The sequence below is a fragment of the Burkholderia sp. HI4860 genome (assembly GCF_002223045.2).
Classification (GTDB): domain Bacteria; phylum Pseudomonadota; class Gammaproteobacteria; order Burkholderiales; family Burkholderiaceae; genus Burkholderia.
This window is the reverse complement of sequence record NZ_NKFO02000005.1, coordinates 22,446-49,283: the sequence shown is the minus strand read 5'-3', so window position 1 is coordinate 49,283 and position 26,838 is coordinate 22,446. Positions and strand designations below refer to the sequence as shown.

The following is a 26,838-nucleotide window of genomic DNA, read 5'->3' as shown; positions in this document are numbered from 1 at the left end:
ACGGGCGGCGGGTCGAGCGAAGCGGACGATGCGCATGCGGGGACGGATAACCGATCCCGCCGGTGCGTGCGCGGCCGCGTCGTTTGCTTCTTGATCCAGGTTGGAGACGATGGTGCGCCACGACCTGCGCGACCGGAAAATACTAAAAATATTTCCGCGACATACGAAAAAGCTCTGCAGCGGACATTTCGGCGCCGGCGGGCTTTCAGGTAAGGTGCTACGCAAACCATGGACAGATTGCGCCCGCGGCGGCACGCCGGGGCCGTGCATCAGAGGTGCTTGTGGCTCACTACACTTTGCGGCAACTGAAATACTTCGTGACGACCGTGGAATCCGGCAGCGTCGCCGAGGCGTCGCGCCAGCTCTTCATCGCGCAGCCGTCGATCTCCAGCGCGATCAAGGGTCTGGAGGAAAGCTTCGGCGTGAAGCTGTTCATCCGCCATCACGCGCAGGGCGTGTCGCTCACGCCGAGCGGCACACGCTTCTACCGGAAGGCGCAGGAGCTGCTGCGCATCGCGCACGAATTCGAACAGAACGCGCTCGCCGACAACGACGTGATCACCGGGCAGATCGACATCGGCTGCTTCGAGACGGTCGCGCCGCTCTATCTGCCGCAACTGATCGCGGGCTTTCGCGAGCGCTACCCGGGCGTGAACATCCGGCTGCGCGACGGCGACCAGCAGGAACTCGTGCAGGGCCTGACGTCGGGCACATTCGATCTCGCGCTGATGTACGACCACGATCTCGACGGCACGATCGAGACCGAGCCGCTGATGCCGCCGCAGCAGCCGTACGTGCTGTTGCCGGAGAACCACCGGTTCGCGGGCCAGACGCACGTGTCGTTGCGCGACCTCTGTGTCGAGCCGATGATCCTGCTCGACGTGCAGCCGAGCCGCACGTATTTCGTCAGCCTCTTTCACGAACTCGGGCTCACGCCGAACATCGTGTTCGGCTCGCCGTCGATCGAGATGGTGCGCGGGATGGTCGGCCAGGGGTTCGGCTTCTCGCTGCTCGTCACGCGCCCGCACTCCGAATACACGTACGACGGCCAGCGCGTCGTGACGATCGGCTTGAGCGAAACGGTGAGCCCGTCGGGGCTCGTGAGCGCGCGGCTGAAGCGCGGGCAACTCACGAAGCAGGCGCAGTCGTTCGTCGATTTCTGCCGCGAGCGGCTTGCGCAGATCGTCGCGGAGACGGCGCGATAAACGGTGCGACAAGGAACCGGAAGGAACACGAAAACGCACGCGCCGCGGGAGGCGGTGCGTGCGTGTCGGTCAGGCGTGCCGCGTCAGATGGCTGCGGAGAGATAGGCGGCCAGCCGCTCCAGCATCGCGTCGCAGCCGTGCAGCTGGTCGAGCGTGACGAACTCGTCGGGCTTGTGCCCCTGGTCCATGCTGCCGGGCCCGCACACCACGGTCGGAATGCCGGCCTCGCCATATAGCCCGCCCTCGGTGCCGAACGCCACCGTGCCGAACGCATCGGAGCCGCTCAGCATCGCGAGCAGGCGCGCGGCCTCGCTGTCCGGCGCGGTCGCCAGCCCCGGATACGCGCCCAGCGGCTGCAGTTGAATGTCGGTATCGGGCTGCACCGCATGCATCCTCGGCAACAGTTCGGATTCCGCATAGTCCTGCAACTTCCTCGGCACGTCGTGCGCATCGAAATCCGGCAGCGCGCGCACCTCGAAATCGAACTCGCATTCGGCCGGCACGATGTTCAGCGCGCGGCCGCCCTTGATCAGCCCGGTCTGCACCGTCGAGAACGGCGGATCGAATCGCGCGTCGTGCCGTTCCGGTCGCGCGAGCGCCGCGCCGATCTCGCCGAGCCGGCCGATCAGCTTCGCCGCATAGTCGATCGCGTTGACGCCCGACGGCGCGTACGCCGAGTGGCAAGCGGCACCCTTTACATGGCAGCGCATCGCGAGCTTGCCCTTGTGACCGAGCACCGGCTTCAGTTCGGTCGGCTCGCCGATCAGGCACAGGCGCGGCCGGTGCTCGCGCGCGGCCAGTGCATCGAGCATCGGCCGCACGCCGAGGCAGCCGACTTCCTCGTCGTACGAGAACGCGAGATGCACGGGCATGCTCAGCGGCCGGGCCACGAACGCCGGCACGGCCGCGAGCACCGACGCGATGAAGCCCTTCATGTCGGCCGTGCCGCGGCCGTACAGACGGCCGTCGCGCTCGGTCAGCCGGAACGGCTCGACCGTCCACGCCTGCCCGTCGACCGGCACCACGTCGGTATGGCCCGACAGCGCGATGCCGCCGCGATCACGCGGCCCGATCGTCGCGTACAGGCTCGCTTTCGTGCGTTCCGCGTTGTAGAACAGTTCGCTTTCGACGCCGAAGCCCGCGAGATAGTCGCGGATGAAGCCGATCATCTCCAGGTTCGACTCGCGGCTGACCGTCGCGAAACCGATCAGCCGTTCCAGCAGCGCGCGGCTCGACGTGTCATTCATCGCCCGGCACTCCGTAGCTCGGCGCGGCCGTGGGGTTCAGCGCGCGCGTCTGGTAGTCCTGCATCTGCGGCCGATACGCGTGCCACAGCGCATCGAGCTGCCCGATCGGATCGGCCTCGGCCCAGTCGACGCGCAGGTCGACGATCGGCCAGGTCACGTCACCGGCCACCTTCAGCGCGGCCGAATGCACCGGCCCTGCCTCGCCGCCGGCTGCCATCGCCGCGCGCATCGCGGCCAGCAGGCGATCGGCGAGCAGGCCGGGCGCCTGTTCGAAGGCGCGCGCCATCGCGTCGATCACGGCCGGCGCGGCCAGCAGGTTGCCCGCCGCCACGCATTGCTCGCCCTGCACCGCGTGATGCGTGCCGAGCGCTTCCTTGCCGGTGAAGCAGGCCGTCTGCCCCTGCCCGTCGATCACCGTGACCTGCCGGTACTGGCTCCAGCCGTTCGCGCTGAGCGCGCGGTCGAGCGCCGCGGCGGGCGCGAGCTGCTCGTGCTCGATCAGGTCGAGGATCTGGGGCCCAAGCGCCGGCAGCGTGATGTTCTGCGTCGCGACGGCGCCGACGCCCGCGCGCACCCACGGACAGCGCGCGCCCACCGCGATGCTCGACGAGCTGATCGCGATGCCGAGCTGGCCCGTCTCCGGGCAACGCCCGACGATGGAGAAAGTCATGTCGCCCCCTATGCGCGGTTCGGCTGCCAGTTGTCCGGGATCACGGCGATCACGTCGATTTCCATCAGCCACTGCGGCTGGCCGAGCGCGGATACGACGAGCCCCGTCGAGATCGGATACACGCCCTTCAGCCACTTGCCGACTTCCTGATACACCGGCTCGCGATAGCGCGGATCGATCAGGTAGGTCGTCGTCTTCACGATGTGCGTGAGGTCGCTGCCGGCTTCCTCCAGCAGCTGCTTGACGTTCTTCATCGCCTGCTCGGCCTGCGCTCGCGGATCGCCGAGGCCGATCAGCCTGCCGTCGAAATCGGTGCCGACCTGGCCGCGCACGTAGACGGTATTGCCCGCCCGCACGGCCTGGCACAGGTCGTTGTCGAGCGTCTGGTTCGGATAGGTATCCTTCGTGTTGAACATGCGGATACGGGTATGGGTGGGTTGGCTCATCGGAATCCTTCAGTCGTCAGGGGTCACGCCGCCGCACCGGAAGCAGACGCGGTGCGGCGGGCGGCGGGGGTTCGGTCAGTTCACCGCGTCGGCGAGCGGCTGCGTGTCGGCATGAGGCACGGCAACGTCCTGCTCCGCTTGCGCGGTCGAGCGGCGCTGCGACGCGTCGTGGTACTCGAGGTAGGTGCGCTGGATCGCGATGTGATCGGCGATGTGCCGCGCGTCGTGCCACACGCCCCAGATGAAGCTGGAGCCGCGCCGCGACAGCCACGGCAGCCCGAGGAAATAGATGCCCGGCTCCTTCGACACGCCGCGCTGGTGCTGCGGCTTGCCGTTGTCGGCGAACGCGTCGACCTTCAGCCAGCCGTAGTCGACCGCGTAGCCGGTCGCCCAGACGATCGACGTGACGCCCGCGCCGGCAAGGTCGAGCGCGAGGATCGGATGCGCGACGCAATCGGGATTCGGCAGGATGCGGCGGGCTTCCGGTTCTTCCGGCAGGTCGAGGCCGTTGCGCGCCGCATAGGCGTCGGCCGCGTCGAGCAGCGACAGGTAGTTCTCGTCGCCGCGTGCGAGGTTGATCGCCAGATCGCGCTCGAACGTGACCACGCCGCCGTCGAACGACTTCGTCAGCCCGACGAGCGTCACGCCCTGGTTCGCGAGCTTGCGGAAATCCACCGTATGGCCGCCGCGCGCGCCGCTCACCGCGATCGTCACGTGTTCGCGGCCGGGCGTCGCGACTTCCTTGTCCCATTCGCCGAGCACGCCGAGCCACCAGCAGAAATCGCGGCCGCGATACGCACGCGGGGGCCGATCGTGCGGGCCGACCGACAGGTACACCTGCCGGCCCGCGCGCTGCAGCTCGTCGGCGATCTGCACGCCCGACGACCCCGCGCCGACCACCAGCACCGCGCCGTCCGGAAGCTGCGCCGGGTTGCGGTAGTCGGCGGAATGAATCTGCACGAGGCGCGCGTCGTCCGGCGCGATCGGCGGAATCACCGGGCGCTGGAACGGCCCGGTCGCGACGACCACGCGGTTCGCCTCGATCGTGCCGTCGGACGTCTCGACGATGAAACCCGGCTTGCCGGCATTGCGCACGACCTGCTTCACCTCGACGCCGGTACGGATCGGCGCGTTGAACTTGCGCGCGTACGCTTCGAAGTAGTCGGCGACCTGGTCTTTCGTTGCGAACGCATCGGGATCGAGGCCGTCGAATTCGAGGCCGGGGAAGCGGTCGTGCCACGCGGGGCCGTTCGCGACCAGCGAATCCCAGCGCCCCGTGCGCCAGCGCTCGGCGATGCGGCTGCGCTCCAGCACGAGATGCGGTACGCCCAGCTTGCCCAGGTGCTCGCTCATGGCCACGCCGGCCTGACCGGCGCCCACGACGAGCGTATCGATTGAAGTTGTTTCGACTGCCACGGCTGTCTCCTTCTGAAGTGCGGCTCGGCGCGACGTTCGGACGGTCGCGTGAGTTGGAATGGAGACATTCTGCTGATGCGCAGGCAGGCGCGAAATGATGATTTTTGTTGGTGTTGACGAACAAAAAGCTGGGGGTGGTGGGCGTGGCGAGCGGTGCGGGTGGCTTTCTGGTGCGCACACGAGAGACGATGTTCATGTCTGGCTGCGGTGCGAATCAAGTACATGCGCGCCCTCGAACAAGCCTTTCCGCAGCCGAAGTTTGTGCAACAGGCCGTTGCACAATTACCGTGGTCGCACGTCCTCGGATCGGGTCAGGGAACGACGGTCGGCCTATCGCCGGGGCCAAGACGGCAGGCCGGAAGCCCGTCGTCGCGATCATCGGCGACGGCTCCGCGCTACGCACCGCAAGCGTTGTGAACCACAGCGAGTCGGAGGTGCCGCCGCCGGCCGCACGCCCCCCGACAATTCTTGACTATGCACACATCGCCAAACTGGTAGGATGCCGGTCGCCTCGGCATGAAAGGCAGGCACAGGATACCCGATCGATCCCTTTTAATGGATCGCCCCGCAATCCCTGCCGCCCAGCCCGGGCAACACGGTACCCCACAGCCCCGTCGAACCCCGCAACACCACGGCATCGCCCCGCGCGACCCGTTGCAGCAACCGTTGGAGTGGCGCTCCCCGCGCCTGCAAGCATGAAGAAACCGAAGCAGCCCCCCCGCACCCCGCACCACAAAGACCGCACGCCGCTGGCGCGCGCCGGCGCGCTGCTGCTGATGGCCGGCCTGCTGTACCTGCTGTGGCCGTCGGCCGAAACCGCGTACCTCGCGATGGAGTCGGTGATCCGCTGACGCGCCCGGCCATCCAACCCCGCACTACGCTATACTCACGCGATGGAAACCCGACCCGCCTCGCCGAACGTACATTGCTGGTGGCGCGCCTGACCCAGGCGGCCCGTTTCCTTTTGCATGTCCCAAACGTGATGCCGCCAGCGATGGCGGCATTTGCGTTTCTGCGCAGACACCATGGCTGGCGGCTTCGATAACCTGGAGCCACGACCAACATGACCCACCCGACCCGACCGACCATCCTCACCGGCGACCGCACGACCGGCCCGCTGCATCTCGGCCACTACATCGGCTCGCTGCGCGCGCGCGTGCAGATGCAGCACGAAGCGAAACAGTTCCTGCTGCTCGCCGACACGCAGGCGCTGACCGACAACATGGGCCGCCGCCAGCGCGTCACCGAGAACGTGATCGAGGTCGCGCTCGACTATCTCGCGGTCGGCATCGATCCCGCGATCTCGACGATCGTCGTGCAGTCGCAGGTGCCCGAGCTCGCCGAGCTGTCGCAATACCTGCTGAACCTCGTCACGGTCGCGCGCCTCGAACGCAATCCGACGATCAAGGAAGAGATCCGCCTGCGCGGTTTCGAGCGTGACATCCCGGCCGGCTTCCTGACGTACCCGGTGAGCCAGGCGGCCGACATCACCGCGTTCAAGGCAACGCACGTGCCGGTCGGCGACGACCAGTTGCCGATGATCGAGCAGACCAACGAACTGGTGCGCCGCTTCAACGCGACCGTCGAGCAGCCGGTGCTGGTCGAATGCGAGGCCGTGCTGTCGGCGGTCACGCGGCTGCCGGGGATCGACGGCAAGGCGAAGATGAGCAAGTCGCTCGGCAACGCGATCACGCTCGGCTCGACGCCGGACGAGATCGCGCAAGCGGTGAAGGACATGTACACCGACCCGAACCACCTGCGCGTGAGCGATCCCGGCCAGGTCGAGGGCAACGTCGTGTTCACGTTCCTCGATGCGTTCGAACCCGACGTGCAGAAGGTCGACGAGCTGAAGGCGCACTACCGTCGCGGCGGGCTCGGCGACAGCGTCGTCAAGCCCGTGCTGAACGAGCGGCTGCAGGCGCTGATCGAGCCGATCCGCGCGCGCCGCCGCGAATTCGAGGCCGACAAGGCCGAAGTGATGGCGATCCTGAAGCGCGGCACGATGCACGCACGCGACGTGGCCGGCGCGACGCTCGCCGAGGTGAAGGGCGCGATGGGGTTGAATTACTTCGATTGAACGGCACCGGCTGCGAGCACGCGAACCCGCTTTGCGCGCCGGTCGGTATCGAGCCGGCGCGTGGCGTTCACCGCGTCACGTGCGCGAGCGATCGAGCGAGTGTCGAGTGAACCGCACCTTCATCACGATGCCTGCGCCGGCACGGACGCATTGCACACCGCCTCGACCCGATTGCCGGCCGGGTCGACGAGAAACGCGCCGTAGTAGTCGCCGTGGTAATGCGGCCGCAAGCCGGGTTCACCGTCGGACCGCCCGCCCGTCGCCAGGCCGGCTTCGAAAAACGCATCCACCTGCGCGCGGCTCGCCGCCTTGAAACACCAGTGCCGCTTGCTCGCGCCGATTTCAGCAGGATCCAGATAGACCGCCAGGAAAGTCGATGCGGTGTCGTTCGCGTTGCAACGTTCGCCATAGCCGAGCGCGGTCGGCCGGTCATAAACCTTGGCTGCGCCGAGCGCGGCCATGATGGCATCGTAGAACGGGCGTGCCAGGTCGATATCCGGCACGCTGATTGACACGTGATCGAGCAATTGCATCGCATCCACTCCGTTGAAGGGCACACGAGTCTACCTGAGCGGGGCATTTCGCACCGGAGTCACCCTGCTGCTCGTGGGCGATTCTGCGCCTCCGCCACCGTCGCTCGAGCGACTATCCGAGCCGACGGCGGAGCGGCCGCTGGTCCACTCGCGACCTGCCGGTACAAAACGAACGCGGATGGCGCATCCCGCGCCGCACGCACGAGCGCAGCGGGATGCACGATGCGCCGCCGGTCGCGGTGCGCGGTGCGCTGAGCGCCCGGCGCGCGGCGTGTTACGTCACTTCATTTGCATCAGCTGAATCAGGTTCCCGCACGTATCGTCGATGATCGCGACGCGCACGGGCCCCGCGTCCATCGGTTCCAGCGTGAAGTGGACACCGAGATCCGTGAGCCGCGCGAACTCCGCATCGAGATCGTCGACCTGGAACGATGCCGCCGGAATGCCGTCCTCGTACAGCGCCTGCTTGTAAGGCCCGACCGCGCGATGGTGGCTCGGCTCGAGCAGCAGCTCGGTGCCGTCCGGCTGGTCCTTCGACACGACCGTCAGCCAGCGGGTCTCGCCCACCGGCACGTTGTTCTTCAGCTTGAATCCGAGCTTGTCGGTATAGAACGTCAACGCCGTGTCCTGGTCGTCGACAAAGATACTCGTCACGTAGATTCGCATTTCAATCGCTCCTGTCGCGGCAGCTACCGCCCTGCCGCTATTCTTCGCCGAAATCGATGACAAACACATCACCGCCGTCGATCAGCGTACGCAGGTAGCCCAGTCGAAGTCGTCGGCGATCACCGGATCGCGGTCGGGATCGTGCAGGATACGCACGACTCGCCCGACCCTGCCGCCCGACGCCGGCCCGAAATCGACGCAGCGCCGCGACGTGCCGTCGCTCACGTGATCTGGTACGTCGACGCCGGCACGAACTCCTCCGGCAGCGGGCGGTCGCCCAGTTCGAGCACCGACCGCTCGATCGTGCGCGATATCGCATCGAGCGCCAGCGCATTCGGCGCGAGGCCGAACGGCTCGGCCACCTCGCTCGCGATCGCTTCGAGCGCGATCAGCGTGTACGAGATGAACACGCAGATCAGCGGCGTGAAGAACTCCGTCGAGTCGACGAGACCGAACGGCAGCAGCACGCAATACGCATACACGGTGCGATGCAGCAGCACGCTGTACGAGAACGGGATCGGCGTCGACAGGATGCGTTCGCAACCACCGACCGATTTGCCGACCTCGTCGAGCTGCGTCTCGAACATCCAGCAGGTCGCATCGCTACCGGGCGCACGGCCCAGCGCGCGGACGATGTCGCCGCGCAACTCGTCGAGGATCGCGACCGGCTTGAAGCATTTGCCGCCCAGCTCGGCCGTGCGTTCCGCCCCGAGAATGCGCTGCAGGTCCGCGGTCGGATCGGTATGACGAAGCTGGTGCTTGAGCGCATAGGTGAGCGCGATCAGCAGGTCGGCGAGCCGGTTGCGCTCGGCGTCGCTCACGCTGTCGGGCAGGTAGCGATTGAACTGCGACGTCAGCGTCCGCGCCGCGATCAGCAGGTTGCCCCACAGATGCCGCGCCTCCTTGAAGCGCTCGAAGCTCGCGCTGTTGCGAAACCCGAGAAAGATCGCGAGCGCGAGCCCGAACAGCGTGAACGGCGCGGTGTTGAGCGGGATCTTCTCGCCGAAGATGCGCCCGTTCGTGAAGACCGCCAGCGTGCTGACGACCGCCATGAACACGAGCTGCGGAATGATCGATTGCAGCACGGAGCCGTTCCAGACGAACAGCATCCTGAGCCAGTTTTGTTGTGGTCGGACGATCATGGTGTTTTCTCGACTGCCAGGGAATGCATCAAGCGGCGCGCCGGTGCCCGATGCGCAACGGCCCGCGCGTGGCGGGCCGCTGCCGGGTGAAGGCCGGGGCGGGCAACGCGCTGCGCGTGATGATACGCCCGCGCCCGCCCTGCCCGTCACCTCATGCGGCGTTCAGTGATGGCCGCTCAGTGATAGCCGCTCAGTGATAACCGATGTCGCCCTCGCGCACCTTGCCGCGGAACACGCGGTACTGCATCGCGTTGTACACGAGGATGATCGGCAGCACGATCACGGTGCCGACGAGCGCGAACAGCTGGCTCGAATGGCTCGACGACGCGTCCCAGATCGACAGCGACGGCGGCACGATGTTCGGCCAGATGCTGATCACGAGCCCCGTGTAGCCGAGGAACACGAGCGCGAGCGTCAGCAGGAACGGCGTGGCCTCGTGCGCGCGCTTCACCGTGTGGAAGATGCCCCACACGCAGGCGACGACGAGCACCGGCACCGGCAGGAACCAGCCGAGGTTGCCGCTGCCGAACCAGCGATGCGCGACGGCCGGCAGCCCGATCACGGTCCACAGGCTGACCACGCCCATCACGGCGAGCAGCACGCCCGCGAGCGGCTTCATCAGCAACCGCATCTTGCGCTGCAGTTCACCGTCGACCTTCAGGATCAGCCAGCCGCAGCCGAGCGTCGCATACGTGACGAGCACGCCGATCCCGCACAGCAGGCTGAACGGCGACAGCCAGTCGAACGGCCCGCCCGCGAACTGGTTGTTCTCGATCTTGATGCCCTGCAGCAGCGAACCGAGCACGATCCCCTGGCAGAACGCGGCCAGCGCCGAGCCGCCGATGAACGCGAGATCCCACATGTGTTGCGTGCGGGTGGCCTTCGCGCGCAGCTCGAACGCCGCCCCGCGGAAGATCAGGCCGACCAGCATCAGCACCAGCGGCAGGTAGTTCGCCGGCAGCAGCGTCGAATACACGACCGGGAACGCGCCATAGAGCCCCGCACCGCCGAGCACCAGGAACGTCTCGTTGCCGTCCCACACCGGTGCGACGGTGTCGAGCATCACCTGGCGCTCGGCCTTCGCATCGAAGAACGGAAACAGCAGGCCGATGCCGAGATCGAAGCCGTCCAGCATCACGTAGATGAATACGCCGAGGCCGATGATCGCGGCCCAAATGACAGGAAGATCGATGTGCATGGCTTACTCCGCTTCGGTGACGTTCAGCGGCGTGGACAGCGCGCTCTTGCGCAGCCCCGGATGCCGGTGCAGCTCGATATACCCGGCCTGGGCAGCCGGCCCGCGCTTCATCAGTTTCATCATGTAATAGATACCCGTTCCGAACACCAGGAAATACACGACCACGAAGACCAGCAGCGACACGCCGACCTGCTGCGCGGTGAGCGGGGAGACCGAATCGACGGTGCGCAGCACGCCGTACACGGTCCAGGGCTGCCGCCCGACCTCCGTGGTGATCCAGCCGGCCAGCAGCGCGACGATGCCCGACGGCCCCATCGCCACCACGAACCACTGGAACCAGCGCGTTTCATACAGGCGCCCGCCCTTTCTCAGCAGCAGCCCGAGCAGCGCGGTGAGCAGCATCAGCATCCCGAGGCCCGCCATGATCCGGAACGTCCAGAACAGGATCGGCGAATACGGGCGGTCCTGCGGCGGGAATTCCTTCAGCCCGCGAATCTCGCCGTCCCAGCTGTGCGTGAGGATCAGGCTGCCGAGGTGCGGCACCTGGATCGCATAGCGCGTGGTTTCGGCCTGCATGTCGGGCAACCCGACGAGGTTCAGCGCGGTGCCGCCCTTCTCGGTTTCCCACAGCCCCTCGATCGCCGCGATCTTCGCCGGCTGGTATTCGCGCGTGTTCAGCCCGTGCGCATCGCCGACGACGATCTGGATCGGCGCAAGCACCAGCAGCATCCACAGCGCCATCGAGAAGCTGCGCTTCACCGGCTCGTCGCGGCGCCCCTTGAGCAGGTGCCACGCGCCGCACGCGGCGACGATGAAGCCCGCGACGATGAACGCCGCGATCGTCATGTGCACGAGTCGGTACGGGAACGACGGGTTGAAGACGATCTTGAACCAGTCGACCGGCACGACGAGCCCGTTCTCGATCTTGTAGCCCTGCGGCGTCTGCATGAAGCTGTTCGACGCGAGGATCCAGAACGTCGAGATCAGCGTGCCGACCGCGACCATCAGCGTCGCGAAGAAGTGTGCGCGGGGGCTCACGCGCTGCCAGCCGAACAGCATCACGCCGAGGAAGCCGGCTTCGAGGAAGAACGCCGTCAGCACTTCATACGTGAGGAGCGGGCCGGTGATGTTGCCCGCGACGCGCGAGAAGCCGGCCCAGTTGGTGCCGAACTCGTACGCCATCACGACGCCGGAGACCACGCCCATCCCGAAGCCGATCGCGAAGATCTTCGACCAGAACTGGAACATGGATTTGTAGGCGGCATCGCCGGTGACGAGGTAGCGCCATTCCAGCACTGCCAGGAAGCTCGCCATACCGATGCTGATCGCGGGAAACACGATGTGGAACGACACCGTGAACGCGAATTGCAAGCGGGCGAGATGGAACGCATCGAAGATTTCCATGACCGTAATTTGCTCGTGGTTGTGAGGACGTACGCTCGAAGCAGGAAATCGCGCGACGGCTTGGCGACAACACATGCGAACACAAACGGTCACTCGCATGGCATCGAAGCGTGAATGACGATATCGCGTTTGCAACGATACTCGCAATCGTTCGAACGTGCGTTGAAACTGTGCTGCTTACGCCGCCGAAGATGTGTGCACGGAAAACACATTTCGTGCCTGCGGGATGGTCAGCTGTACTGCTTTCCGCATTGCAGCGCTGTACATCCGGCGCGCCTGTCATCCCCCTTAACATCCCATGAAATGCCTGCCCGAAGCGACGGCGCGCCCCCCTCGGCCGCGCTGCCCGGCAGCCTCTCGATTCCCCTGGTCCGGCGTACGCGCCCGACCCGGCCGGCCCGCCGGCCGATCCGCCTGGAGAAAACCGCATGGAGTCCTGCATCCGCCGCGACGCTCCAACCGGCAGCACCGCGTGTCAGGTGACGCGTCACCGTGCCGGCGAAGCGCGCGACACCGTCGACAGCGTCGTCGAGGAAACGCCGGTTGCACTCGTGTTCAACGACATTGCGCACACGGTCATGATGGCGACGCCGATCGACCTCGACGTGTTCGGCCTCGGCTTCGCGCTGAGCGAAGGCATCGTCGAGCGCGCATCGGACGTCTTCGACATCGAAAGCGAATGCCGTGCCGGCAGCGCCGAAGTGCGCCTGACCGTGTCGCAGCAGGCATTCATGGCGATGAAGGCGCACCGGCGCGCGCTGGCCGGCCGCACCGGCTGCGGCGTCTGCGGGATCGAAAGCATCGCGCAGCTCGACCTGCACCCGCCGCGCATCGCCGCCGCCGGCACGGCCGCCGGTATCGGCGCACCTGCGATCGAACGTGCCGCGCGCGCGTTGCCGGCCCATCAGACGCTGATGCGCGAGACGGGCGGCATCCACGCGGCCGCGTGGTGCAACCGCAACGGCGACGTGCTCGACGTGTTCGAGGACGTCGGCCGCCACAACGCGCTCGACAAGCTGATCGGCCGGCTCGCGCGGCGCCGCGCGAACCTGCACGACGGCTTCGTGTTCCTGTCGAGCCGCGCAAGCTACGAACTCGTGCGCAAGGCCGCGCGGGTCGGCATCCCGATGATCGCGACGATCTCGGCACCGACCTCGCTCGCGATCGACGTCGCCCGCGAAGCCGGCGTCAGGCTGGTCGGCTTCTGCCGCAACGACGGCTTCGTCGAGTACGTGTCGCCCGACGTCGCTCGGCCCTCTCAACCCGATCAACCCGCGCTCGCTCAAGCGCATCCGGCGCTTTCCTGATGAAACCCCTGACCGATTTCGACACCGCGCAGCAGCATTTCGCCAGTGCGTTCGCGCCGCTCGGCGCCACCACGTCCGTCCCGATCGAGGAAGCCGCCGGCCACGTGCTGGCCGCGCCGCTCATCGCCGTACTCGACCAGCCGCCGGCCGACCAGAGTGCGATGGACGGCTACGCCGTGCGTTACGCGGATCTTGCGCACGGCGAGCCGCTGCACGTCGCGCAACGTTGCTATGCGGGCGACACGCCGGCACCGCTGGCCCCGCGCACGGCCGCACGCATCTTCACCGGCAGCGTGATTCCGCCCGGCGCGGACACCGTCGTGATGCAGGAACACGCACGCGAGCAGGACGGCTGGGTCGCGTTCGACGCGCCGCAGCGCAGCGGCTCGCACATCCGCCGCCAGGGCGAGGAAGTGCGCGCCGGCGACCCGCTCGTGCCGGCCGGCGTGCGCATGGGCCCGATGCACGTCGGCGTGGCGGCCGCGCAGGGGTTCGCGCGCGTCGACGTGCGCCCCGCGCTGCGCGTCGGCATCCTGACGACCGGCGACGAGCTCGTCGCGTGCGGGCAGCCGCGTGCGCCGCAGCAGATTTACAACAGCAATGCGCCGATGCTCGCCGCGCTGGTCGCGGGAACCGGTGCCGAGGTCGCGATGCGCCTGCATGCGGCCGACACCGCGGCCGCCGTCGATCGCGCGCTGCGCGATCTGCACGCGGGTTGCGACCTGGTGATCTGCGTCGGCGGCGCGTCGGTCGGCGACAAGGATCTGCTGCGCCCCGCGCTGGACGCGCTCGGCGCGTCGTTCATCGTGGCCGGCGTGCGCATGAAGCCGGGCAAGCCGGTGGCGCTCGTCCGGCTCGACGCGCGGCCGGTGGTGTTGCTGCCCGGCAATCCGGGGGCCGCGATGACCGCGTTCACGCTGTTCGTCGCGCCGCTGATCCGCCGCCTGCAAGGGCGCCACGCACGCGTGCCGATCGTGCCGTCGCTGCCGATCGACGCCGACTTCGAACCGGATCCGCACCGCGAACGCTTCGTGCGCGTGCACTGCACCGTCGGCCTCGACGGCACGCCCGCGCTCGACACGCTGCGCCAGCAAGGCGCCGGCACGCTGCAGTCGCTCGTGCAGGCGAGCGGGCTGGCCCGACTGCCGGCCGGACAGCGCATCGTGTGCGGCGACGCGGTACCGTATTACGAATTCGCGCACTGGCTCGTATGAGCGCGACGACGCTCACGCGCCCGATTCACGGCCTTCGCCGTCGCACCGGTCGTACGACGAACTGTATCCCTGCAATTCGGGCGCGATTGTGTCCCTGCCGCGAAAACCCCGCGGACTATCCTCACGATGAGGCTCGTCACGCGCCGTGCGCCTGCCCACCCGCACACGCACGGCCGACCGGCGACGCCCCACCGCTTACTTCTTGCAGGCAGACGAACCGATCGTGAATGCCATCGTTTCCGCCGCGCCGGCCGCTGCCGCACTGTCCCGCGGCGCATCGCCCGGCGCTTTCCCCCGCACGTCCGACACGCTCGGCCGCCCGCTGCGCGACCTGCGCCTGTCCGTGATCGATCAATGCAATTTCCGCTGCGGCTACTGCATGCCGCGCGAAAGCTTCGGCGCCGACTATGCGTTCATGCCGTCGTCCGAGCGGCTGTCGTTCGCGCAACTCGAAAAGATCGCCCGTGCGTTCACGTCGCTCGGCGTCGAGAAGATCCGCATCACCGGCGGCGAGCCGCTGCTGCGCCGCAACCTCGAAGCGTTGATCGAACGTCTCGCCGCGCTGACGACCGTCGACGGCAAGCCCGTCGAGATCGCGCTGACGACCAACGGCTCATTGCTGGCCGCGAAGGCGCGCACGCTGCGCGACGCGGGCCTGTCGCGCGTGACGGTCAGCCTCGACGCGCTCGACGACGCGGTGTTCCGCCGGATGAGCGACACCGACGTGCCCGTGTCGCGCGTGCTGGCCGGCATCGAGGCCGCGCAGGCGGCCGGGCTTGCGCCGGTCAAGGTCAACGCGGTGATCGAGCGCGGCGTGAACGACGACCAGATCCTGCCGCTCGTGCGGCACTTCCGGCACACCGGCGTGGCCGTGCGCTTCATCGAATACATGGACGTCGGCGGCGCGAGCTTCTGGTCCGGCGACAAGGTCATGCCGGCCGCGCAGATGCGCGAACTGATCGACGCACACTATCCGCTCGTGCTCGTCGGCGAACCGGCGCACGATGCAACCGCGATCCGTTGCGCGCACATCGATGGCGCGGGCGAAGTCGGCTTCATCGCGAGCGTGTCGCATCCGTTCTGCGGCACCTGCTCTCGCGCCCGCGTGTCGGCCGACGGGCAGCTCTACACGTGCCTGTTCGCGACGCAAGGCACCGATCTGCGGCCGTGGCTCGACGACGCCGCGTCGAGCGCCGACCTCGCCGCCGCCGTGCGCGAGCGCTGGACGCACCGCGACGACCGCTACTCCGAGCGCCGGGCCGCACGGCCTGCCCGCGCGCCGGGCAAGACCTATCCGACCGTGCGCATGTCGCTCGTCGGCGGCTGAGGGGCCGCCGCGCGACCCAGGACGCACCGCCAACAGGAGAATCGTCATGACGAGCTTCACCGAATCCCGTGCCGGGCTGCCGGACGATCCGATGCACGCGGGCAGCCCCGCGCCCGACCACGCGACCGACCCACATCCCGAACCGCCACCGTCGATTGCCGCCGGCTTCGAAGTGCGCGTGCAGTACGCGTCGATCGATGCCGGCGCCGAGCTCGCGCCGATCGTTCGCAATCCGAATGTCGGTGCGGTCGTGAACTTCCTCGGCGTCGTGCGCAACGAAGGCGACGTCGATGACGTGATCGCGCTCGAGGTCGAGCACTATCCGACGATGACCGAACAGGCGCTGTGGAGCATCGTCGAGGAAGCCAGCGCGCGCTGGCAGCTCGAAACGATCAGGATCGTGCATCGCGTCGGGCGCATTCCGCTCGGCCAGGCGGTCGTGCTGGTCGTGGTGGCTGCCGCGCATCGCGGCGCCGCGTTCGATGCGTGCGAATTCCTGATGGATTTCCTGAAGACCCACGCACCGTTCTGGAAGAAGGAGATCCGCCACGACGGCGTATCCGGCTGGGTCGAGGCGAAAGCGCACGACGACCAGGCGATGCGGCGCTGGGGCTGAGCGGGCGCACGGCGCCCTTTCCGATTCCGCCGCTCCTTCTCAAGACAACGCAATGAAACTGACGATCAAATACTTTGCAAGCATTCGCGAACAACTCGAGCGCGACGAGGAAATCGTCGAGATCGATGCGCGCGAACTCACCGTCGACGCGCTGCGCGACACGCTGGCCGCACGCGACGCGCGCAGCGCGGAAGCGCTGCGAACGGACCGGCCCGTGCGGGCCGCCGTGAATCTCGAAATGGTGACGGGGGGATTCGTCGTGCGGGAGGACAGCGAGGTGGCGTTTTTCCCGCCGGTGACGGGCGGGTAACCTCGGTCAGGCCAGCCTCCGGGGCACGCGATTACGAGCGCCCCGCCGGCGATGGCTTCCGCGCGGCCACCGCGGCATGCCGTCGAAATGACGAAACCGGCACCCGGCCGGCTTCGTCGTTGAAGTACAAGACACCGCGCGCTCACCGCATGCACGCCGCCGCCAGCTTCCCGACCGTGATCACGGCTTGCTCGATCTCCGGCGACCACGGGCTGCTGTAGTTCAGCCGGATGAAGTTCCGGTAGCTGTCCGTGATCGAGAACATGTAGCCGGGCCCGATCGTGATCCCCTGCTCCAGCGCGAGCTGGTAAAGCCGCATCGCGTCGATCTGCGCAGGCAGTTCGACCCACAGCACGTACCCGCCCGCCGGGCTCGAGATGCGCGTGCCTTCCGGGAAGAACCGCGACACCATCGCGCGCATCAGGTTCGCCTGCTGCGCATACGCCTTGCGCAGGCGCCGCAGGTGATGCTCGTAGCCGTCGCGTTCGAGAAACTCCGCGATCGCGAGCTGCGGCAGCGACGGCGTTGCGAGCGTGTTCAGGAATTTCAGCTTCTCGACCTGGTCACGATAGCGGCCCGGCAGCGCCCAGCCGATCCGGTACGCGGCCGTCAGGCTCTTCGAGAACGACGAGCAGTGCAGCACGATCCCGCTGCGGTCATACGACTTCAACGAACTCGGATGCGCATCGCCGAAATACAGTTCGTTGTACACGCCATTCTCGATCAGCGGCATCCCGGTCTTCGTCGCGAACTCGACCAGCTCGCGCTTGCGCTCGTCCGGCATCTGGAAGCCGAGCGGGTTCTGGAAGTTCGGCATCACCATGCACGCTGCGATCGGCTGCGACTTCGCGATCGCGGCCAGCGCCGCGATATCGATTCCGTATTCCGGGTGCGTGGCCACCTCGATCGCCTTCATCCCCATCCGTTCGATCGCGTGCAGCATCGCGTAGAACGTCGGCGATTCCACCGCGATCGTATCGCCCGGTTTCGCGACCGCCTGCAGGCACAGGTTGATCGCCTCCGTCGCGCCGACCGTCACGATGATCTCGTTCGGATCCACCGACATCCCGTTTTCGAGGTAGCGCCGTGCGATCTGCCGGATCAGTCGCGGATGGCCGGGCGGCAGCCCGTCCGTCACGCCCCACAGCGACTTGTCGCGGCCGGCTGCATACGCGTAGCGGTTCAGCTTCTCGAACGGAAACAGGCTCGGGTCCGGGTATGGCGAGCCGAGCGGCACCGCGTCGTCCGTGCCGATCGAGCGCAGCGTCGACAGCACGAGCCGGCTCACGTCCACCGACGACGAGATCGCGATCGGCTTCGACGGGCGCAGCTCGCGCACCGGCGCATGGCTGTCGTCGCGTCGCAGGTTCACGAAATAGCCCGACTGCGGCCGGCTTTCGAGCAGCCCGCGGCTTTCCAGCAACAGATACGCATGCAGCACGGTCGTGATGCTGATCCGATGCTGCTGGCTCGCCTGCCGCACCGACGGAATCCGGTCGCCGTGCCGGTACACGCCCTGGCGGATCAGGCGCTCGATGTCGTCCGCGAGTTTTTCATAGAGTTTCATCGCGTACCTCCCGCCGGGCGGCGCAGCTGGGCTGCCCTGCCGTTTGCGTCCGATACGCGCGTGTTGCGCCCGCCGACCGGGCCGTCGTGATTCCTGATCCTTCCCTCCGGTTTTGCCTTTTCCATCGCACTGGCTCTCTCTTGAAGATGCGCCGACAGGGTTCCGGTGCGACTGGATCCGCGGCACTGTGCACTTGATGATGGAATCTTAAGAGCAGAACAGTTGGCGACGAGTACACACATCGTTCGCGCGAACAAGAGTACAGTTCGGCGCGCATCGCGCATTGCGGGGGAACTGTACGTCTTATGAAATGGGCCGCGATGCCGGCAAATCACACGCCGCGACGCCGGACGGTGCGCGGGGCTTTCGGGGAAGGCACGACAACGAACCGCGAATGCACCATGCGGTCGCGGAGCAGCCGGTACACGTTGCCGGCCATTCGGAGATGAAAAACTGTTCGATCTAACAGTTTTTCGTTCGATACCATCGCCAACTAGCCAAAACTCGTCGATCGCACAGTTTTCCCTTGAATTCTTCCATCGAGATGCAATACTGTTTGATCTCACAGTTTTCATCCTGCCGAGCCGGCAACGGTAGCAGGGCCCAACCATGCGATACACGATCGAACAGGCATCCGACATCGGCGGCGTGATCCGCGCCGCGCGGAAAGTGCAGCAACTGCGCCAGGACGACGCGGCCGGCAGCGTCGGCGTCAGCGAGTCGTTCATGGTCAAGGCCGAGCGCGGCGCGGACACCATCCAGTGGGCCAAGGTGTTCCAGATCCTGCAGGGGCTCGGCGTTCGGGTCGTCGTCGACATTCCCGACGCCAGCGACGAACTGCTCGAACGCCAGTCGGCGCGCGCGAGCCATCGGGCCGGCGTGCGTGCACGGCGCGCGGCCGAGCGCCTGCTGCTGCGCGCGGACGCCGCGCACCCGGCCCCGGCCGCCGAATCCGCGTCGCCCGCCCGCGTGGCCGCACGCGTGCTCTCGGCCGCACGTCTCGTGCTGTCGCCAGCCGAAGCGTCCGGCGTGGGGACGGACGACACGCGCCGCCCGCGGATCAGGACGACCGACGCTGGCCGTCAGGCCTCGGCCCGTGCAATCGAGATCGCGCGCCGCGTGCTGACAGACGCCGGTGAAACCGTGCCCGACCACGCGCGCCCCGCCGGCGAGGACGCGTCGCATGACTGAGCGCACCCTCGTCGCCGCCATCGACGGCCAATCGATCGGCACGCTGCATGAAAACCGCAATCTGTGGGCGTTCGAATACGCGCCGTCGTGGCTCGCGCAGGCGTCCCGCTTCGCGCTGAGCCCGCATCTCCCGCTGCAGGCAGGCGTGCTGCGCGACGGCGCGACCACCCGCCCCGTCCAGTGGTATTTCGACAACCTGCTGCCGGAAGAATCGGTGCGGGCGCTGCTGGCGCGTGACGCGGGCCTGCCCGACATCGGCGACGCGTTCGCGCTGCTCGAGCACTACGGACGCGAATCGGCCGGCTCGGTGACGTTGCGCCTGCCGGCGGACACGGCCGACGAGGACACGCGCCTGCGCCCGCTCGACGATACCGAACTCGACGCGCGCATCCGCCACCTGCCTGCCGTGCCGCTGACGCACGACGCGCCGAAGAAGATGTCGCTCGCCGGCGCGCAGCACAAGCTGCCGGTCGTGCTGCGCGACGGCGCGCTGTTCGAGCCGAGCGGCCAGGCGGTGTCGACGCACATCCTGAAGCCGAATCATCCGCACGCGCACGACTATCCGCATTCGGTCATCAACGAGTGGTTCGTGATGACGCTCGCGCGCCGCGTCGGCCTCGACGTGCCCGAGGTCGAGCGCCGCTACGTGCCGGCGCCCGTGTACGTGATCCGCCGCTTCGACCGCGCGCAGACGGATACCGGCGTCGAACGACGCCACGCGATCGATGGTTGCCAGGCGCTCAACCTGCCCGCGACGATGAAATACACGGGCTGGTCGCTCGACGCGCTCGCAACGCTCGCCAACGCGTGCCGCGCGCCCGCACCGGTTCGCCTGCGCCTGTTCCGCTGGCTCGTGTTCTGCATCGTCGTCGGCAACGGCGATTCACACCTGAAGAATCTGAGCTTCCTCGTCACCGACAGCGGGCTCGCGCTGGCGCCGCACTACGACCTGCTGTGCGACGGTGTCTACGAAACCGCGACTTACAGCGCGCGCAGCCGCTGGCCGGACCTGACGGAATTCACGCGGCCAGTCGCGGGTGTGCAGCGTTATGCGGATTTCACGCGCGACGTGCTCGACCAGGCCGGCGCGACGCTCGGGCTGACGCGCGCGACCGCGCAGCGCCACATCGACGAAGTGCTCGCTCGCATTCCGGCGCAGGCCGACGCGCTGCTGCTCGAGATCGCTGCCGACAACGACGCGATGAAGACTGCCCGCCCCGAACTCACGGCGACGCTCGGCGGCGAGATGCACCTGCTGCGCGCGATCCGCCATATCGTCATCCACGAGATGGTCGAGCGGCTGCGCCCACGCTGACGCCAAACACCACCCAAGCCGATCCGATGCCGCCACGCGAGGGCCGCCGAACCTCATGACCCAATCTGTCCAGCCGCCCATCGTCGACCTGCTCGTCGCTCGACTGACCGGCAGCGCCGACCACCCGCGCTTCACCGGCGCGCCGCTCGACCTGTCGACGCTCGACGCGCACGCGCTCGGCGCGGTGTGGCCGGCGCTGCGCCGCACCGAGGAACACGTCGCGCAGCACGACTACGCGTACGACGATCCGCGCGCCGAATTCGCGCGCTGGCTTCGCACCCAGATCGACGCACTCGGGCTCGCGCCGCTCGTCGATGCCGAAGCCGCGCTCGAACTGTTCCACGACATTCCGGCCGGCGCGTGGCAGCGCGCGTTACAGGAACTGTCGTGTCTCGACGCGCTGCCCGCGCCCGCACTGCAGGCCGAACTCGCGCGCATTCTCGGCGAACCGCAGAACGACGGCCTGCAACGACTCTCCGTGTACGGCGAATATGCGCTCCATTCGTTCGCCGGCCGGCGCGACATCACGGCCTTGCGCGATGCGTATGCGCAGTCGAATGCCGATTCCCCGTTTCGCGTGCGCGAACTCGACGTGCTGCCCGAACTCGGGCCGGCCGCGCTGCTCGCGCTGGCCGTGACGAACGACGGCTATTTCGCGCCGAAGCGGCTGTGGTTCAACGCCGACGATCCGGCCGTCACGCTCGCGGAAGAACCCGCTTACGTCGACTTCGCGCGCGACACGCTGACCGAAGCCGCGCGGCACGTCGCCGCGATTCACGCGGGCGAAGTCCCCTATCAGGCCGATCGCGCGTTCACGACCGACGACGCGCAGGTCGTCGCGCGCGCGGCGCGCGTCGCGGCCTATCGCGACGCGCCGTGGCTCCCCCCGCTGATCGGGCCGCTGCTGACGGGCGTGTGCGTCGCGCCGACCGCCGCGAAAACCGCGCCGTCGCAATCGCTCGCGATCGCGCTCGGCCACGCGGTCGAGACGATCCCGACACCCGAGAGCGTGCGTGCGCTGCGCGATGCGCTGGCCACCGTGCGTCACGCGGGCGTGCAGAAGAAGCTCGCGCGTAACCTGAAGCCCGCCGAACGCGCGCTCGGCGAACGGCCGCACACCGCGCTGCGCATGACGCTCGACGCGAAGCCCGACAAGAAGCAGCTCACGATGCTCGCCACCTGCATGGAAGCGGGTTTCTGGCAGTCGATGACGCTCGCCCATGCCGAATGGCGCGAGCGCCTCGTCGATGCGCCGGCCGGCGCCGCGTTCTCGACCCGCACGATCTGGCACGCACGCGCGCGGGACGGCGCGACGGTCTCGTTCATGCCCGATGTCGCGAAAGGCAAGATCGTTCTGCGCGACGCCGCCGGCGCGGTGTGCGAACTCGATGCCGACAGCGAGATCCGGCTCTGGCATCCGCTCTTGGCCGATGCGGACGAGCGGCTCGCGTGGCAGCGCGCGATCGTCGGCCGTGCGATCCGGCAGCCCGTTCGGCAGGCGTTCCGCGAGTTCTACGTGCCGGCCGACGAAGACACCGCGAACAGTCATTCCGCGATGTTCGAAGGTCATGTCCTCGCGAGCCGCCCGCTGCTCGGCGTCGCACGCCGCGAAGGCTGGTCGATCCGCGCGTACGACGACGGCCTCGCACGCGAGTTCGGCGACGTGCGCGCGACCTTCAGCGTCGCCGCGCGGCTCTTTCCGGGCACGGACGGCCAGGGCACGTCGGGCCGGCTGCAAGTCGAACGCAGGCACGAGCGGCGCTGGGTGGCCGCGCCGATCGGTGAGATCGATCCTGTCGTGTTCTCGGAGGTGGCGCGCGCGGTCGACCTGCTCGTCAGCGTCGCCGCCTTCGCGCTCGACGATGAAGCGACGCGCGCGGCCGACACGCCGGCGGACCCGGTGCGCCAGCGCGCCGCGCGACACGAGCGCGAGCAGCGCCTGCACCGGCTGTCCGACTTGCCGCTCGGCGCGATGGCGCGGCATCGCAAGCAGGTGCTCGCGCTCGTGTTCTCGGATCCGATCGCGCAAGGCCGGGTGACGATCGACGAACGCCATGTGCGCGTCGGCGCGTGGTCGGTGCATTGCGCGACCGGGCGCGTGACGCGCGACGGCGAACCCGTCGAACCTTCGATCGAACCGCCGCCGTCGCCGCTGCGCGCGGTGCCGTGGCTGCCTTATGACGAAGCGCTGCTGCAGCGGATCGTCGATGTGGTCGCGGGGTTGCTCGACTGAGGCGGCGATGCGGCGGCAGGCACCGCCTACCGCACCGCCTGCTGCCGCTGCACCTCCTGCGCTTTCATCTGCAGATACGCGCCGCGTTCGACCTCGTGCAATTGCTGCGGATACTGCTCGGTCGCGTCGAACCAGCGCGCGAGGCGCTGGTCGAGCGGCTTGTCGAGCGTCGCGAGATACGTGTCGATCGCGAGGTAGTAGCGCATCGTGTTGCGCTCCAGCAGCCCGCGCACGCCGCCCACATACTGCGGCTGCGCGGCCGATCCGCCGCTGACGGTCGTGAAGCCGACCTTGTCGCTGCCGACGGTCGCGAGGTAGGTCTTCATCGCCATGCGGCCCACCGTGCCGAAGCCATACGAATACGTCAGGTGCAGGAACGTGCGCGACGCGCCGACCGGCACGGCCTCCAGCGCGATCCGGTAATCCTTCGTGCCCATCGGGCCGCTGTCGGCGGTCAGGTCGACCTGGAAATAGTCGGGCGTCGCGGCCGCCACGCGATAGCGGAACTGCACGCGGTAGGTGTCCGGCAGCTTCTGCTGGATCTTGCGGCCGAGGTTCACGTCGAGCACCGGGCCGTTGCTGCCGGTCGACGCGTGGCAATACTTCGTGTTCAGGTGCAGGATCAGCACCGCGCACCAGTTCGCGGGGCCCTGAGCGGGATCGTCGAGCTGGCTGCTCACGACCGCGTACGGATAGTCGACCACCGCGTAGATGTCGCCCTTCAGCGACGACGACGCTTCCGCCGATTCGAGGACCAGCGGCCGGTGAAACGCGTTGTCCTTCAGTTGCGGGCCGAGGCTGCGGTAACGCTCGAGCAGTGTCGCCGCATCGTCCGCGCCGAACGACAGCGCGCTCCAGCCCGCGCACAGGGCCGCGACGAGCGCGTGCCGGGCGCGGCGCGCACGCCACGTGCCGCGCGAATGTCCGGATGTCTTCATTCTTGTGCTCCCACCGGATGCGCGATGGTCGCGCACATGTGTCACAGAATACGCCTGGCCGCAGCGCAACATCGCATGCGAACGGGCCGTTATCGGCTCCGCTTCACCGGCACCGGCAACTGCGCGGCGGTGATCCGGATCAGCGCCGACAGCCATTCGCGATCGTCCCAGCGCTCACCGGAGATGACGAGGTGCGGCTTCGCGCCCGGATACGGCGCGCCTTCTTCGCACATGCCAAGAAACGCGCGGCCTTCGGGCGTCGGCTTGACGAACAGCCGATCGTCGCAGACGAGCGCGACCACCTTGCCGTCGCAATAGATGCCGTATTCGCCGAACATCTTGCGCGCCGATACCGTGCCGGCCGCCGCCATCTGCTCGACGATGAAATCGACTGTGCGTTGGCTCGATGCCATCTGCCGCTCCTTGCAAAAAGTTTAGGACCGCAATGTGCACCAGACCGTTCCGCTTGTTGGGCAGATACGCTGCGGCGCGTCATCCCCGCGTCGAAGAAACGCGCCTTCAGGCACGGGCGGGCCTTCGACGCCCACCACGCCCTGACACCCCTGACAGTTACATTACGTCTCGATGAATCGTCCAATGACGCTTCACAAAAACCCGACTTCGCCGATGTGCCGGGAGAGCGGCACGGGCCACCCGGCCGGATCGCCGTGCGCCCCGAAGCGTCAATACAAGGAACCCGATGAGCGTACCTGCCCCCTTCCCCGCGTGGCTCAAGCAGGTCTATGAGTACTATTGCCGCCAACTCGTCCCGGGCGCGATGCTGAGCGAGACAGTCGCGACCGACGATGCGGTGTCGCGCGTCACAGCGGCCGACGTCATCGCCCCGGACGATGTGCCATCCGTTCCGCTTGCCGCGTGCGACGGCTATGCGCTGCGCGCATCCGATACGGCTCGCGCGACGCATCGCGAACCCGTCGATCTCGCCTGCGAACTCTCGCTGGGCTATCTGGCGTCGCGAACGGCCAGCCCGGCCGCACGCGCGCTCGCGTCCGGCCACGCGGCCAGCATCCCGGCCTACGTGACGATGCCGGAGCACGCCGACACCGTTGCGCCGGCGTCCACCCATCGCTGGGCCAGCGCAGACGTCGGCGCGTACCTGCGGTTTCGCGCGCCGTATGCGCCCGGCCAGCACGTGATCGCCGCCGGCAGCGAATACCGGAAAGGCGACGTCCTGCTCGCGAAGGGGCTGCGGATAACGCCGGCGCGGCAGGCAGCGCTGATTGCGGCGGGCGTACGCGACGTGGCCGTCACGAAGCGGCCGCGCATCGGCATCGTGATCGCCGGCTACGAGGTGGTGCCGCCCGGCCATGCGCGCGAGCCGTGGCAGCGCTACGATTCGTGCGGCCCGTATGTCCGCGCGATCCTGCGGCAATGGGGTTATGACGTGCCTGCCGTCGAGTATCTTCCCCTGCCGTCCGCGGTTCCGTGGTCGGCCGACGCGTGGCGCGACGACCAGGCGTTCGGGCGACAGCTGGCCGAACTGGCCGAGCGCTACGACCTGATCGTCGGTGCCGGGCTGCCGGCGGGCAATTCATTCCAGATTCGCGGCCTGAGCAGCCAGATGGCATACCAGAACAGTCGGGACACGATCCGGATCAAGCAGACGCCCGGTGGAGTATTCAACGTCGGACGCAGTGAGAACCGCTCGCCGCCGAAGAAGTGGACGGTGGAATATACGAGGCCGAACGGCTACATCTACCGGACGGAAGCGAAGGTCAGCTACGATCAGGCGGTACTGGTCAACCTGCCGGGCCATACGAGCGGTGTCGCGGTCTTGATGCATGCGATCGTCCGGTACGTGGTCGATTCGCTGGAGCATGTCGCGTCGCCAGGGCCGCACTGGGAAACCGCGCTGACCGCGCACGATATCGCACCGGACGCCGAACTCAACGGGATGCGCTGGGGCATTCGGCAAGGCACCGAGCGCGGCGAATCGCGGGTCAGCCTGCTGCCATGCCAGGGAGACGGGCCGATTCGCGCCGTGACCGACGCCGAGGTGCTCGTCGCGATCCCGGCCGGGGAAGCGGTGCTGCCTGCCGGTACGCCCGTCCTGTTCGTGCGGCTCGATGGCACCGGCCACGAAGCGCCGCGTCCCGGCGCGGTCACGCCAACGGCGACGGCGACGGATGCACCGCCGACACCGCAAGCGGCCAACACCGACGCCGGAACCGACACCGCCACCGACACCCGCGCATTGGTTGCCGACGCAACCGTCCCCGACGTTCGCGAGTCATGGCAACGCATCGACGGCCTGATCGCGACCGATCCGGCACGCCTGCCGGGCGGACTCAACGGGCCGGCCTCGGCGCACGCGATCGCCGCATTGCACGCCACGCTGGGCACGACGCTGCCGGATGAACTGCTCGAAAGCCTTCGGCTTCACGATGGCCAGGCCGATCCGGCGGCCGTCTTCGCCGAAAGCGACGCATTGCTGAGCGCGCACGAAATCGTCGCGCAATGGTCGATCTGGAAGCAACTCGTGTCGGGCGGCGACTTCGACGACATGACGTCCGACCCGGCCGCCGGCATCCGCGACGCCTGGTACAACCTCAAGTGGATTCCGTTCACGCACGACGGCAGCGGCAATCATCTGTGCGTCGACCTCGATCCCGCCGAAGGCGGTACGGTCGGGCAAGTGATCCGGGTCTGGCATGACGACGATCGGCGGGAACGTGTTGCAGCGAGTTATGCGGAATGGCTCGCCCGCGTGGCGGCGGAGCGTGACGATCCGGCCGGCGATTGAGCGGCCGGCGAAAGCGGCACGACACGTCGCGCCCCATCGCCGATCGCGACTG

The 26,838-nt window shown here is 67.8% G+C and carries 25 protein-coding genes; 12 read left to right on the top strand and 13 right to left on the bottom strand.

Features of this window, described 5'->3' with window-relative positions:
• Positions 1–281 precede the first annotated feature (281 nt).
• Entirely contained in the window at positions 282–1,205 is a 924-nt protein-coding gene (locus CFB34_RS34300) for a LysR substrate-binding domain-containing protein (protein WP_089444130.1), read from the top strand.
• Positions 1,206–1,288: 83 nt separating this feature from the next.
• Here the strand turns inward: CFB34_RS34300 and argE are convergent, their stop codons facing one another.
• The 4 genes from argE to CFB34_RS34280 form a co-directional block, all read right to left on the bottom strand.
• Positions 1,289–2,452 (bottom strand): acetylornithine deacetylase, encoded by a 1,164-nt coding sequence (gene argE / locus CFB34_RS34295; RefSeq protein WP_089444129.1) that lies wholly within the window; start codon positions 2,450–2,452, stop codon positions 1,289–1,291.
• The gene (locus tag CFB34_RS34290; protein ID WP_089444128.1) at positions 2,445–3,122 is read right to left on the bottom strand and encodes a DUF1028 domain-containing protein; all 678 of its coding nucleotides are present in this window, start codon (positions 3,120–3,122) and stop codon (positions 2,445–2,447) included. Before CFB34_RS34290 ends, argE begins: the two co-directional genes overlap by 8 nt.
• A gap of 8 nt (positions 3,123–3,130) precedes the next feature.
• The gene (locus CFB34_RS34285; protein ID WP_069249465.1) at positions 3,131–3,568 is read right to left on the bottom strand and encodes a RidA family protein; all 438 of its coding nucleotides are present in this window, start codon (positions 3,566–3,568) and stop codon (positions 3,131–3,133) included.
• Positions 3,569–3,643: 75 nt separating this feature from the next.
• Positions 3,644–4,984, bottom strand: a complete 1,341-nt coding sequence (locus CFB34_RS34280) for an NAD(P)/FAD-dependent oxidoreductase (protein WP_089444127.1) — start codon at positions 4,982–4,984, stop codon at positions 3,644–3,646.
• 695 nt (positions 4,985–5,679) lie between these two features.
• Here CFB34_RS34280 and CFB34_RS34275 point away from each other — a divergent pair.
• Both CFB34_RS34275 and trpS read left to right on the top strand, forming a co-directional pair.
• The gene (locus CFB34_RS34275) at positions 5,680–5,835 is read left to right on the top strand and encodes a hypothetical protein (RefSeq protein ID WP_179243781.1); all 156 of its coding nucleotides are present in this window, start codon (positions 5,680–5,682) and stop codon (positions 5,833–5,835) included.
• A 212-nt stretch (positions 5,836–6,047) separates the two neighbouring features.
• The gene (gene trpS, locus CFB34_RS34270; protein WP_089444126.1) at positions 6,048–7,061 is read left to right on the top strand and encodes a tryptophan--tRNA ligase; all 1,014 of its coding nucleotides are present in this window, start codon (positions 6,048–6,050) and stop codon (positions 7,059–7,061) included.
• A 122-nt stretch (positions 7,062–7,183) separates the two neighbouring features.
• On the opposite strand, the gene CFB34_RS34265 is transcribed toward trpS, so the two are convergent.
• The 6 genes from CFB34_RS34265 to CFB34_RS34240 all read right to left on the bottom strand — a co-directional run bounded on the left by CFB34_RS34265 (position 7,184) and on the right by CFB34_RS34240 (position 12,004).
• A complete protein-coding gene (locus CFB34_RS34265; protein WP_089444125.1) occupies positions 7,184–7,594 on the bottom strand; it encodes a VOC family protein in 411 nt (136 codons plus the stop codon).
• 279 nt (positions 7,595–7,873) lie between these two features.
• On the bottom strand, positions 7,874–8,260 hold the full coding sequence (locus CFB34_RS34260; protein ID WP_089444124.1) for a VOC family protein: 387 nt from the start codon (positions 8,258–8,260) through the stop codon (positions 7,874–7,876).
• 81 nt (positions 8,261–8,341) lie between these two features.
• A complete protein-coding gene (locus tag CFB34_RS34255) occupies positions 8,342–8,485 on the bottom strand; it encodes a hypothetical protein (RefSeq protein WP_179243780.1) in 144 nt (47 codons plus the stop codon).
• Complete coding sequence (locus CFB34_RS34250; protein WP_089444123.1) at positions 8,482–9,402, bottom strand: bestrophin family ion channel; 921 nt, start codon at positions 9,400–9,402, stop codon at positions 8,482–8,484. The genes CFB34_RS34255 and CFB34_RS34250 overlap by 4 nt, the downstream gene beginning before the upstream one ends.
• A 190-nt stretch (positions 9,403–9,592) precedes the next feature.
• Positions 9,593–10,600, bottom strand: a complete 1,008-nt coding sequence (gene cydB / locus CFB34_RS34245) for a cytochrome d ubiquinol oxidase subunit II (protein WP_089444122.1) — start codon at positions 10,598–10,600, stop codon at positions 9,593–9,595.
• A 3-nt stretch (positions 10,601–10,603) separates the two neighbouring features.
• Complete coding sequence (locus tag CFB34_RS34240; RefSeq protein WP_089444121.1) at positions 10,604–12,004, bottom strand: cytochrome ubiquinol oxidase subunit I; 1,401 nt, start codon at positions 12,002–12,004, stop codon at positions 10,604–10,606.
• Between the two features lie 428 nt (positions 12,005–12,432).
• Between CFB34_RS34240 and fdhD the strand changes: the two genes are divergently transcribed.
• From fdhD to moaD, 5 genes are all read left to right on the top strand, one after another.
• Entirely contained in the window at positions 12,433–13,311 is an 879-nt protein-coding gene (fdhD, locus tag CFB34_RS34235; protein ID WP_089444120.1) for a formate dehydrogenase accessory sulfurtransferase FdhD, read from the top strand.
• Positions 13,311–14,525 (top strand): gephyrin-like molybdotransferase Glp, encoded by a 1,215-nt coding sequence (glp, locus tag CFB34_RS34230; RefSeq protein WP_089444119.1) that lies wholly within the window; start codon positions 13,311–13,313, stop codon positions 14,523–14,525. Before fdhD ends, glp begins: the two co-directional genes overlap by 1 nt.
• Positions 14,526–14,727: 202 nt before the next feature.
• On the top strand, positions 14,728–15,852 hold the full coding sequence (moaA, locus tag CFB34_RS34225) for a GTP 3',8-cyclase MoaA (protein ID WP_089444118.1): 1,125 nt from the start codon (positions 14,728–14,730) through the stop codon (positions 15,850–15,852).
• A gap of 46 nt (positions 15,853–15,898) precedes the next feature.
• Positions 15,899–16,468 (top strand): molybdenum cofactor biosynthesis protein MoaE, encoded by a 570-nt coding sequence (locus CFB34_RS34220; protein ID WP_089444117.1) that lies wholly within the window; start codon positions 15,899–15,901, stop codon positions 16,466–16,468.
• A gap of 52 nt (positions 16,469–16,520) precedes the next feature.
• Complete coding sequence (gene moaD, locus CFB34_RS34215) at positions 16,521–16,778, top strand: molybdopterin converting factor subunit 1 (protein ID WP_039342384.1); 258 nt, start codon at positions 16,521–16,523, stop codon at positions 16,776–16,778.
• Between the two features lie 142 nt (positions 16,779–16,920).
• On the opposite strand, the gene CFB34_RS34210 is transcribed toward moaD, so the two are convergent.
• Entirely contained in the window at positions 16,921–18,345 is a 1,425-nt protein-coding gene (locus tag CFB34_RS34210; protein WP_089429568.1) for a PLP-dependent aminotransferase family protein, read from the bottom strand.
• A gap of 609 nt (positions 18,346–18,954) precedes the next feature.
• Between CFB34_RS34210 and CFB34_RS34205 the strand changes: the two genes are divergently transcribed.
• From CFB34_RS34205 to CFB34_RS34195, 3 genes are read left to right on the top strand one after another with little or no spacing between them, the layout of a single operon-like run.
• Positions 18,955–19,536: a helix-turn-helix domain-containing protein gene (locus CFB34_RS34205; RefSeq protein ID WP_089444116.1), complete on the top strand. Its 582-nt coding sequence runs from the start codon at positions 18,955–18,957 to the stop codon at positions 19,534–19,536.
• The gene (locus CFB34_RS34200; protein ID WP_089444115.1) at positions 19,529–20,851 is read left to right on the top strand and encodes a HipA domain-containing protein; all 1,323 of its coding nucleotides are present in this window, start codon (positions 19,529–19,531) and stop codon (positions 20,849–20,851) included. The genes CFB34_RS34205 and CFB34_RS34200 overlap by 8 nt, the downstream gene beginning before the upstream one ends.
• Positions 20,852–20,906: 55 nt before the next feature.
• The gene (locus CFB34_RS34195) at positions 20,907–23,084 is read left to right on the top strand and encodes a DUF4132 domain-containing protein (protein ID WP_089444114.1); all 2,178 of its coding nucleotides are present in this window, start codon (positions 20,907–20,909) and stop codon (positions 23,082–23,084) included.
• A 26-nt stretch (positions 23,085–23,110) separates the two neighbouring features.
• On the opposite strand, the gene CFB34_RS34190 is transcribed toward CFB34_RS34195, so the two are convergent.
• Both CFB34_RS34190 and CFB34_RS34185 read right to left on the bottom strand, forming a co-directional pair.
• Complete coding sequence (locus tag CFB34_RS34190) at positions 23,111–24,022, bottom strand: hypothetical protein (RefSeq protein ID WP_089444113.1); 912 nt, start codon at positions 24,020–24,022, stop codon at positions 23,111–23,113.
• Between the two features lie 89 nt (positions 24,023–24,111).
• On the bottom strand, positions 24,112–24,435 hold the full coding sequence (locus CFB34_RS34185; RefSeq protein ID WP_089444112.1) for a TfoX/Sxy family protein: 324 nt from the start codon (positions 24,433–24,435) through the stop codon (positions 24,112–24,114).
• 287 nt (positions 24,436–24,722) lie between these two features.
• Here CFB34_RS34185 and CFB34_RS34180 point away from each other — a divergent pair, with 287 nt between their 5' ends.
• Positions 24,723–26,786, top strand: a complete 2,064-nt coding sequence (locus CFB34_RS34180; RefSeq protein WP_089444111.1) for an SMI1/KNR4 family protein — start codon at positions 24,723–24,725, stop codon at positions 26,784–26,786.
• Positions 26,787–26,838: the final 52 nt, after the last annotated feature.

What these genes read in the sequence shown, in the direction of transcription:
- CFB34_RS34265 (WP_089444125.1), bottom strand. Translation starts at nt 7,594, where the DNA reads ATGCAATTGCTCGATCACGTGTCAATCAGCGTGCCGGATATCGACCTG.
- CFB34_RS34285 (WP_069249465.1), bottom strand. Translation starts at nt 3,568, where the DNA reads ATGAGCCAACCCACCCATACCCGTATCCGCATGTTCAACACGAAGGAT.
- CFB34_RS34195 (WP_089444114.1), top strand. Translation starts at nt 20,907, where the DNA reads ATGACCCAATCTGTCCAGCCGCCCATCGTCGACCTGCTCGTCGCTCGA.
- CFB34_RS34190 (WP_089444113.1), bottom strand. Translation starts at nt 24,022, where the DNA reads ATGAAGACATCCGGACATTCGCGCGGCACGTGGCGTGCGCGCCGCGCC.
- CFB34_RS34180 (WP_089444111.1), top strand. Translation starts at nt 24,723, where the DNA reads ATGAGCGTACCTGCCCCCTTCCCCGCGTGGCTCAAGCAGGTCTATGAG.
- CFB34_RS34205 (WP_089444116.1), top strand. Translation starts at nt 18,955, where the DNA reads ATGCGATACACGATCGAACAGGCATCCGACATCGGCGGCGTGATCCGC.
- cydB (WP_089444122.1), bottom strand. Translation starts at nt 10,600, where the DNA reads ATGCACATCGATCTTCCTGTCATTTGGGCCGCGATCATCGGCCTCGGC.
- fdhD (WP_089444120.1), top strand. Translation starts at nt 12,433, where the DNA reads ATGGAGTCCTGCATCCGCCGCGACGCTCCAACCGGCAGCACCGCGTGT.
- glp (WP_089444119.1), top strand. Translation starts at nt 13,311, where the DNA reads ATGAAACCCCTGACCGATTTCGACACCGCGCAGCAGCATTTCGCCAGT.
- CFB34_RS34290 (WP_089444128.1), bottom strand. Translation starts at nt 3,122, where the DNA reads ATGACTTTCTCCATCGTCGGGCGTTGCCCGGAGACGGGCCAGCTCGGC.
- CFB34_RS34275 (WP_179243781.1), top strand. Translation starts at nt 5,680, where the DNA reads ATGAAGAAACCGAAGCAGCCCCCCCGCACCCCGCACCACAAAGACCGC.
- CFB34_RS34220 (WP_089444117.1), top strand. Translation starts at nt 15,899, where the DNA reads ATGACGAGCTTCACCGAATCCCGTGCCGGGCTGCCGGACGATCCGATG.
- CFB34_RS34210 (WP_089429568.1), bottom strand. Translation starts at nt 18,345, where the DNA reads ATGAAACTCTATGAAAAACTCGCGGACGACATCGAGCGCCTGATCCGC.
- CFB34_RS34260 (WP_089444124.1), bottom strand. Translation starts at nt 8,260, where the DNA reads ATGCGAATCTACGTGACGAGTATCTTTGTCGACGACCAGGACACGGCG.
- CFB34_RS34200 (WP_089444115.1), top strand. Translation starts at nt 19,529, where the DNA reads ATGACTGAGCGCACCCTCGTCGCCGCCATCGACGGCCAATCGATCGGC.
- CFB34_RS34185 (WP_089444112.1), bottom strand. Translation starts at nt 24,435, where the DNA reads ATGGCATCGAGCCAACGCACAGTCGATTTCATCGTCGAGCAGATGGCG.
- trpS (WP_089444126.1), top strand. Translation starts at nt 6,048, where the DNA reads ATGACCCACCCGACCCGACCGACCATCCTCACCGGCGACCGCACGACC.
- moaD (WP_039342384.1), top strand. Translation starts at nt 16,521, where the DNA reads ATGAAACTGACGATCAAATACTTTGCAAGCATTCGCGAACAACTCGAG.
- CFB34_RS34240 (WP_089444121.1), bottom strand. Translation starts at nt 12,004, where the DNA reads ATGGAAATCTTCGATGCGTTCCATCTCGCCCGCTTGCAATTCGCGTTC.
- CFB34_RS34250 (WP_089444123.1), bottom strand. Translation starts at nt 9,402, where the DNA reads ATGATCGTCCGACCACAACAAAACTGGCTCAGGATGCTGTTCGTCTGG.
- argE (WP_089444129.1), bottom strand. Translation starts at nt 2,452, where the DNA reads ATGAATGACACGTCGAGCCGCGCGCTGCTGGAACGGCTGATCGGTTTC.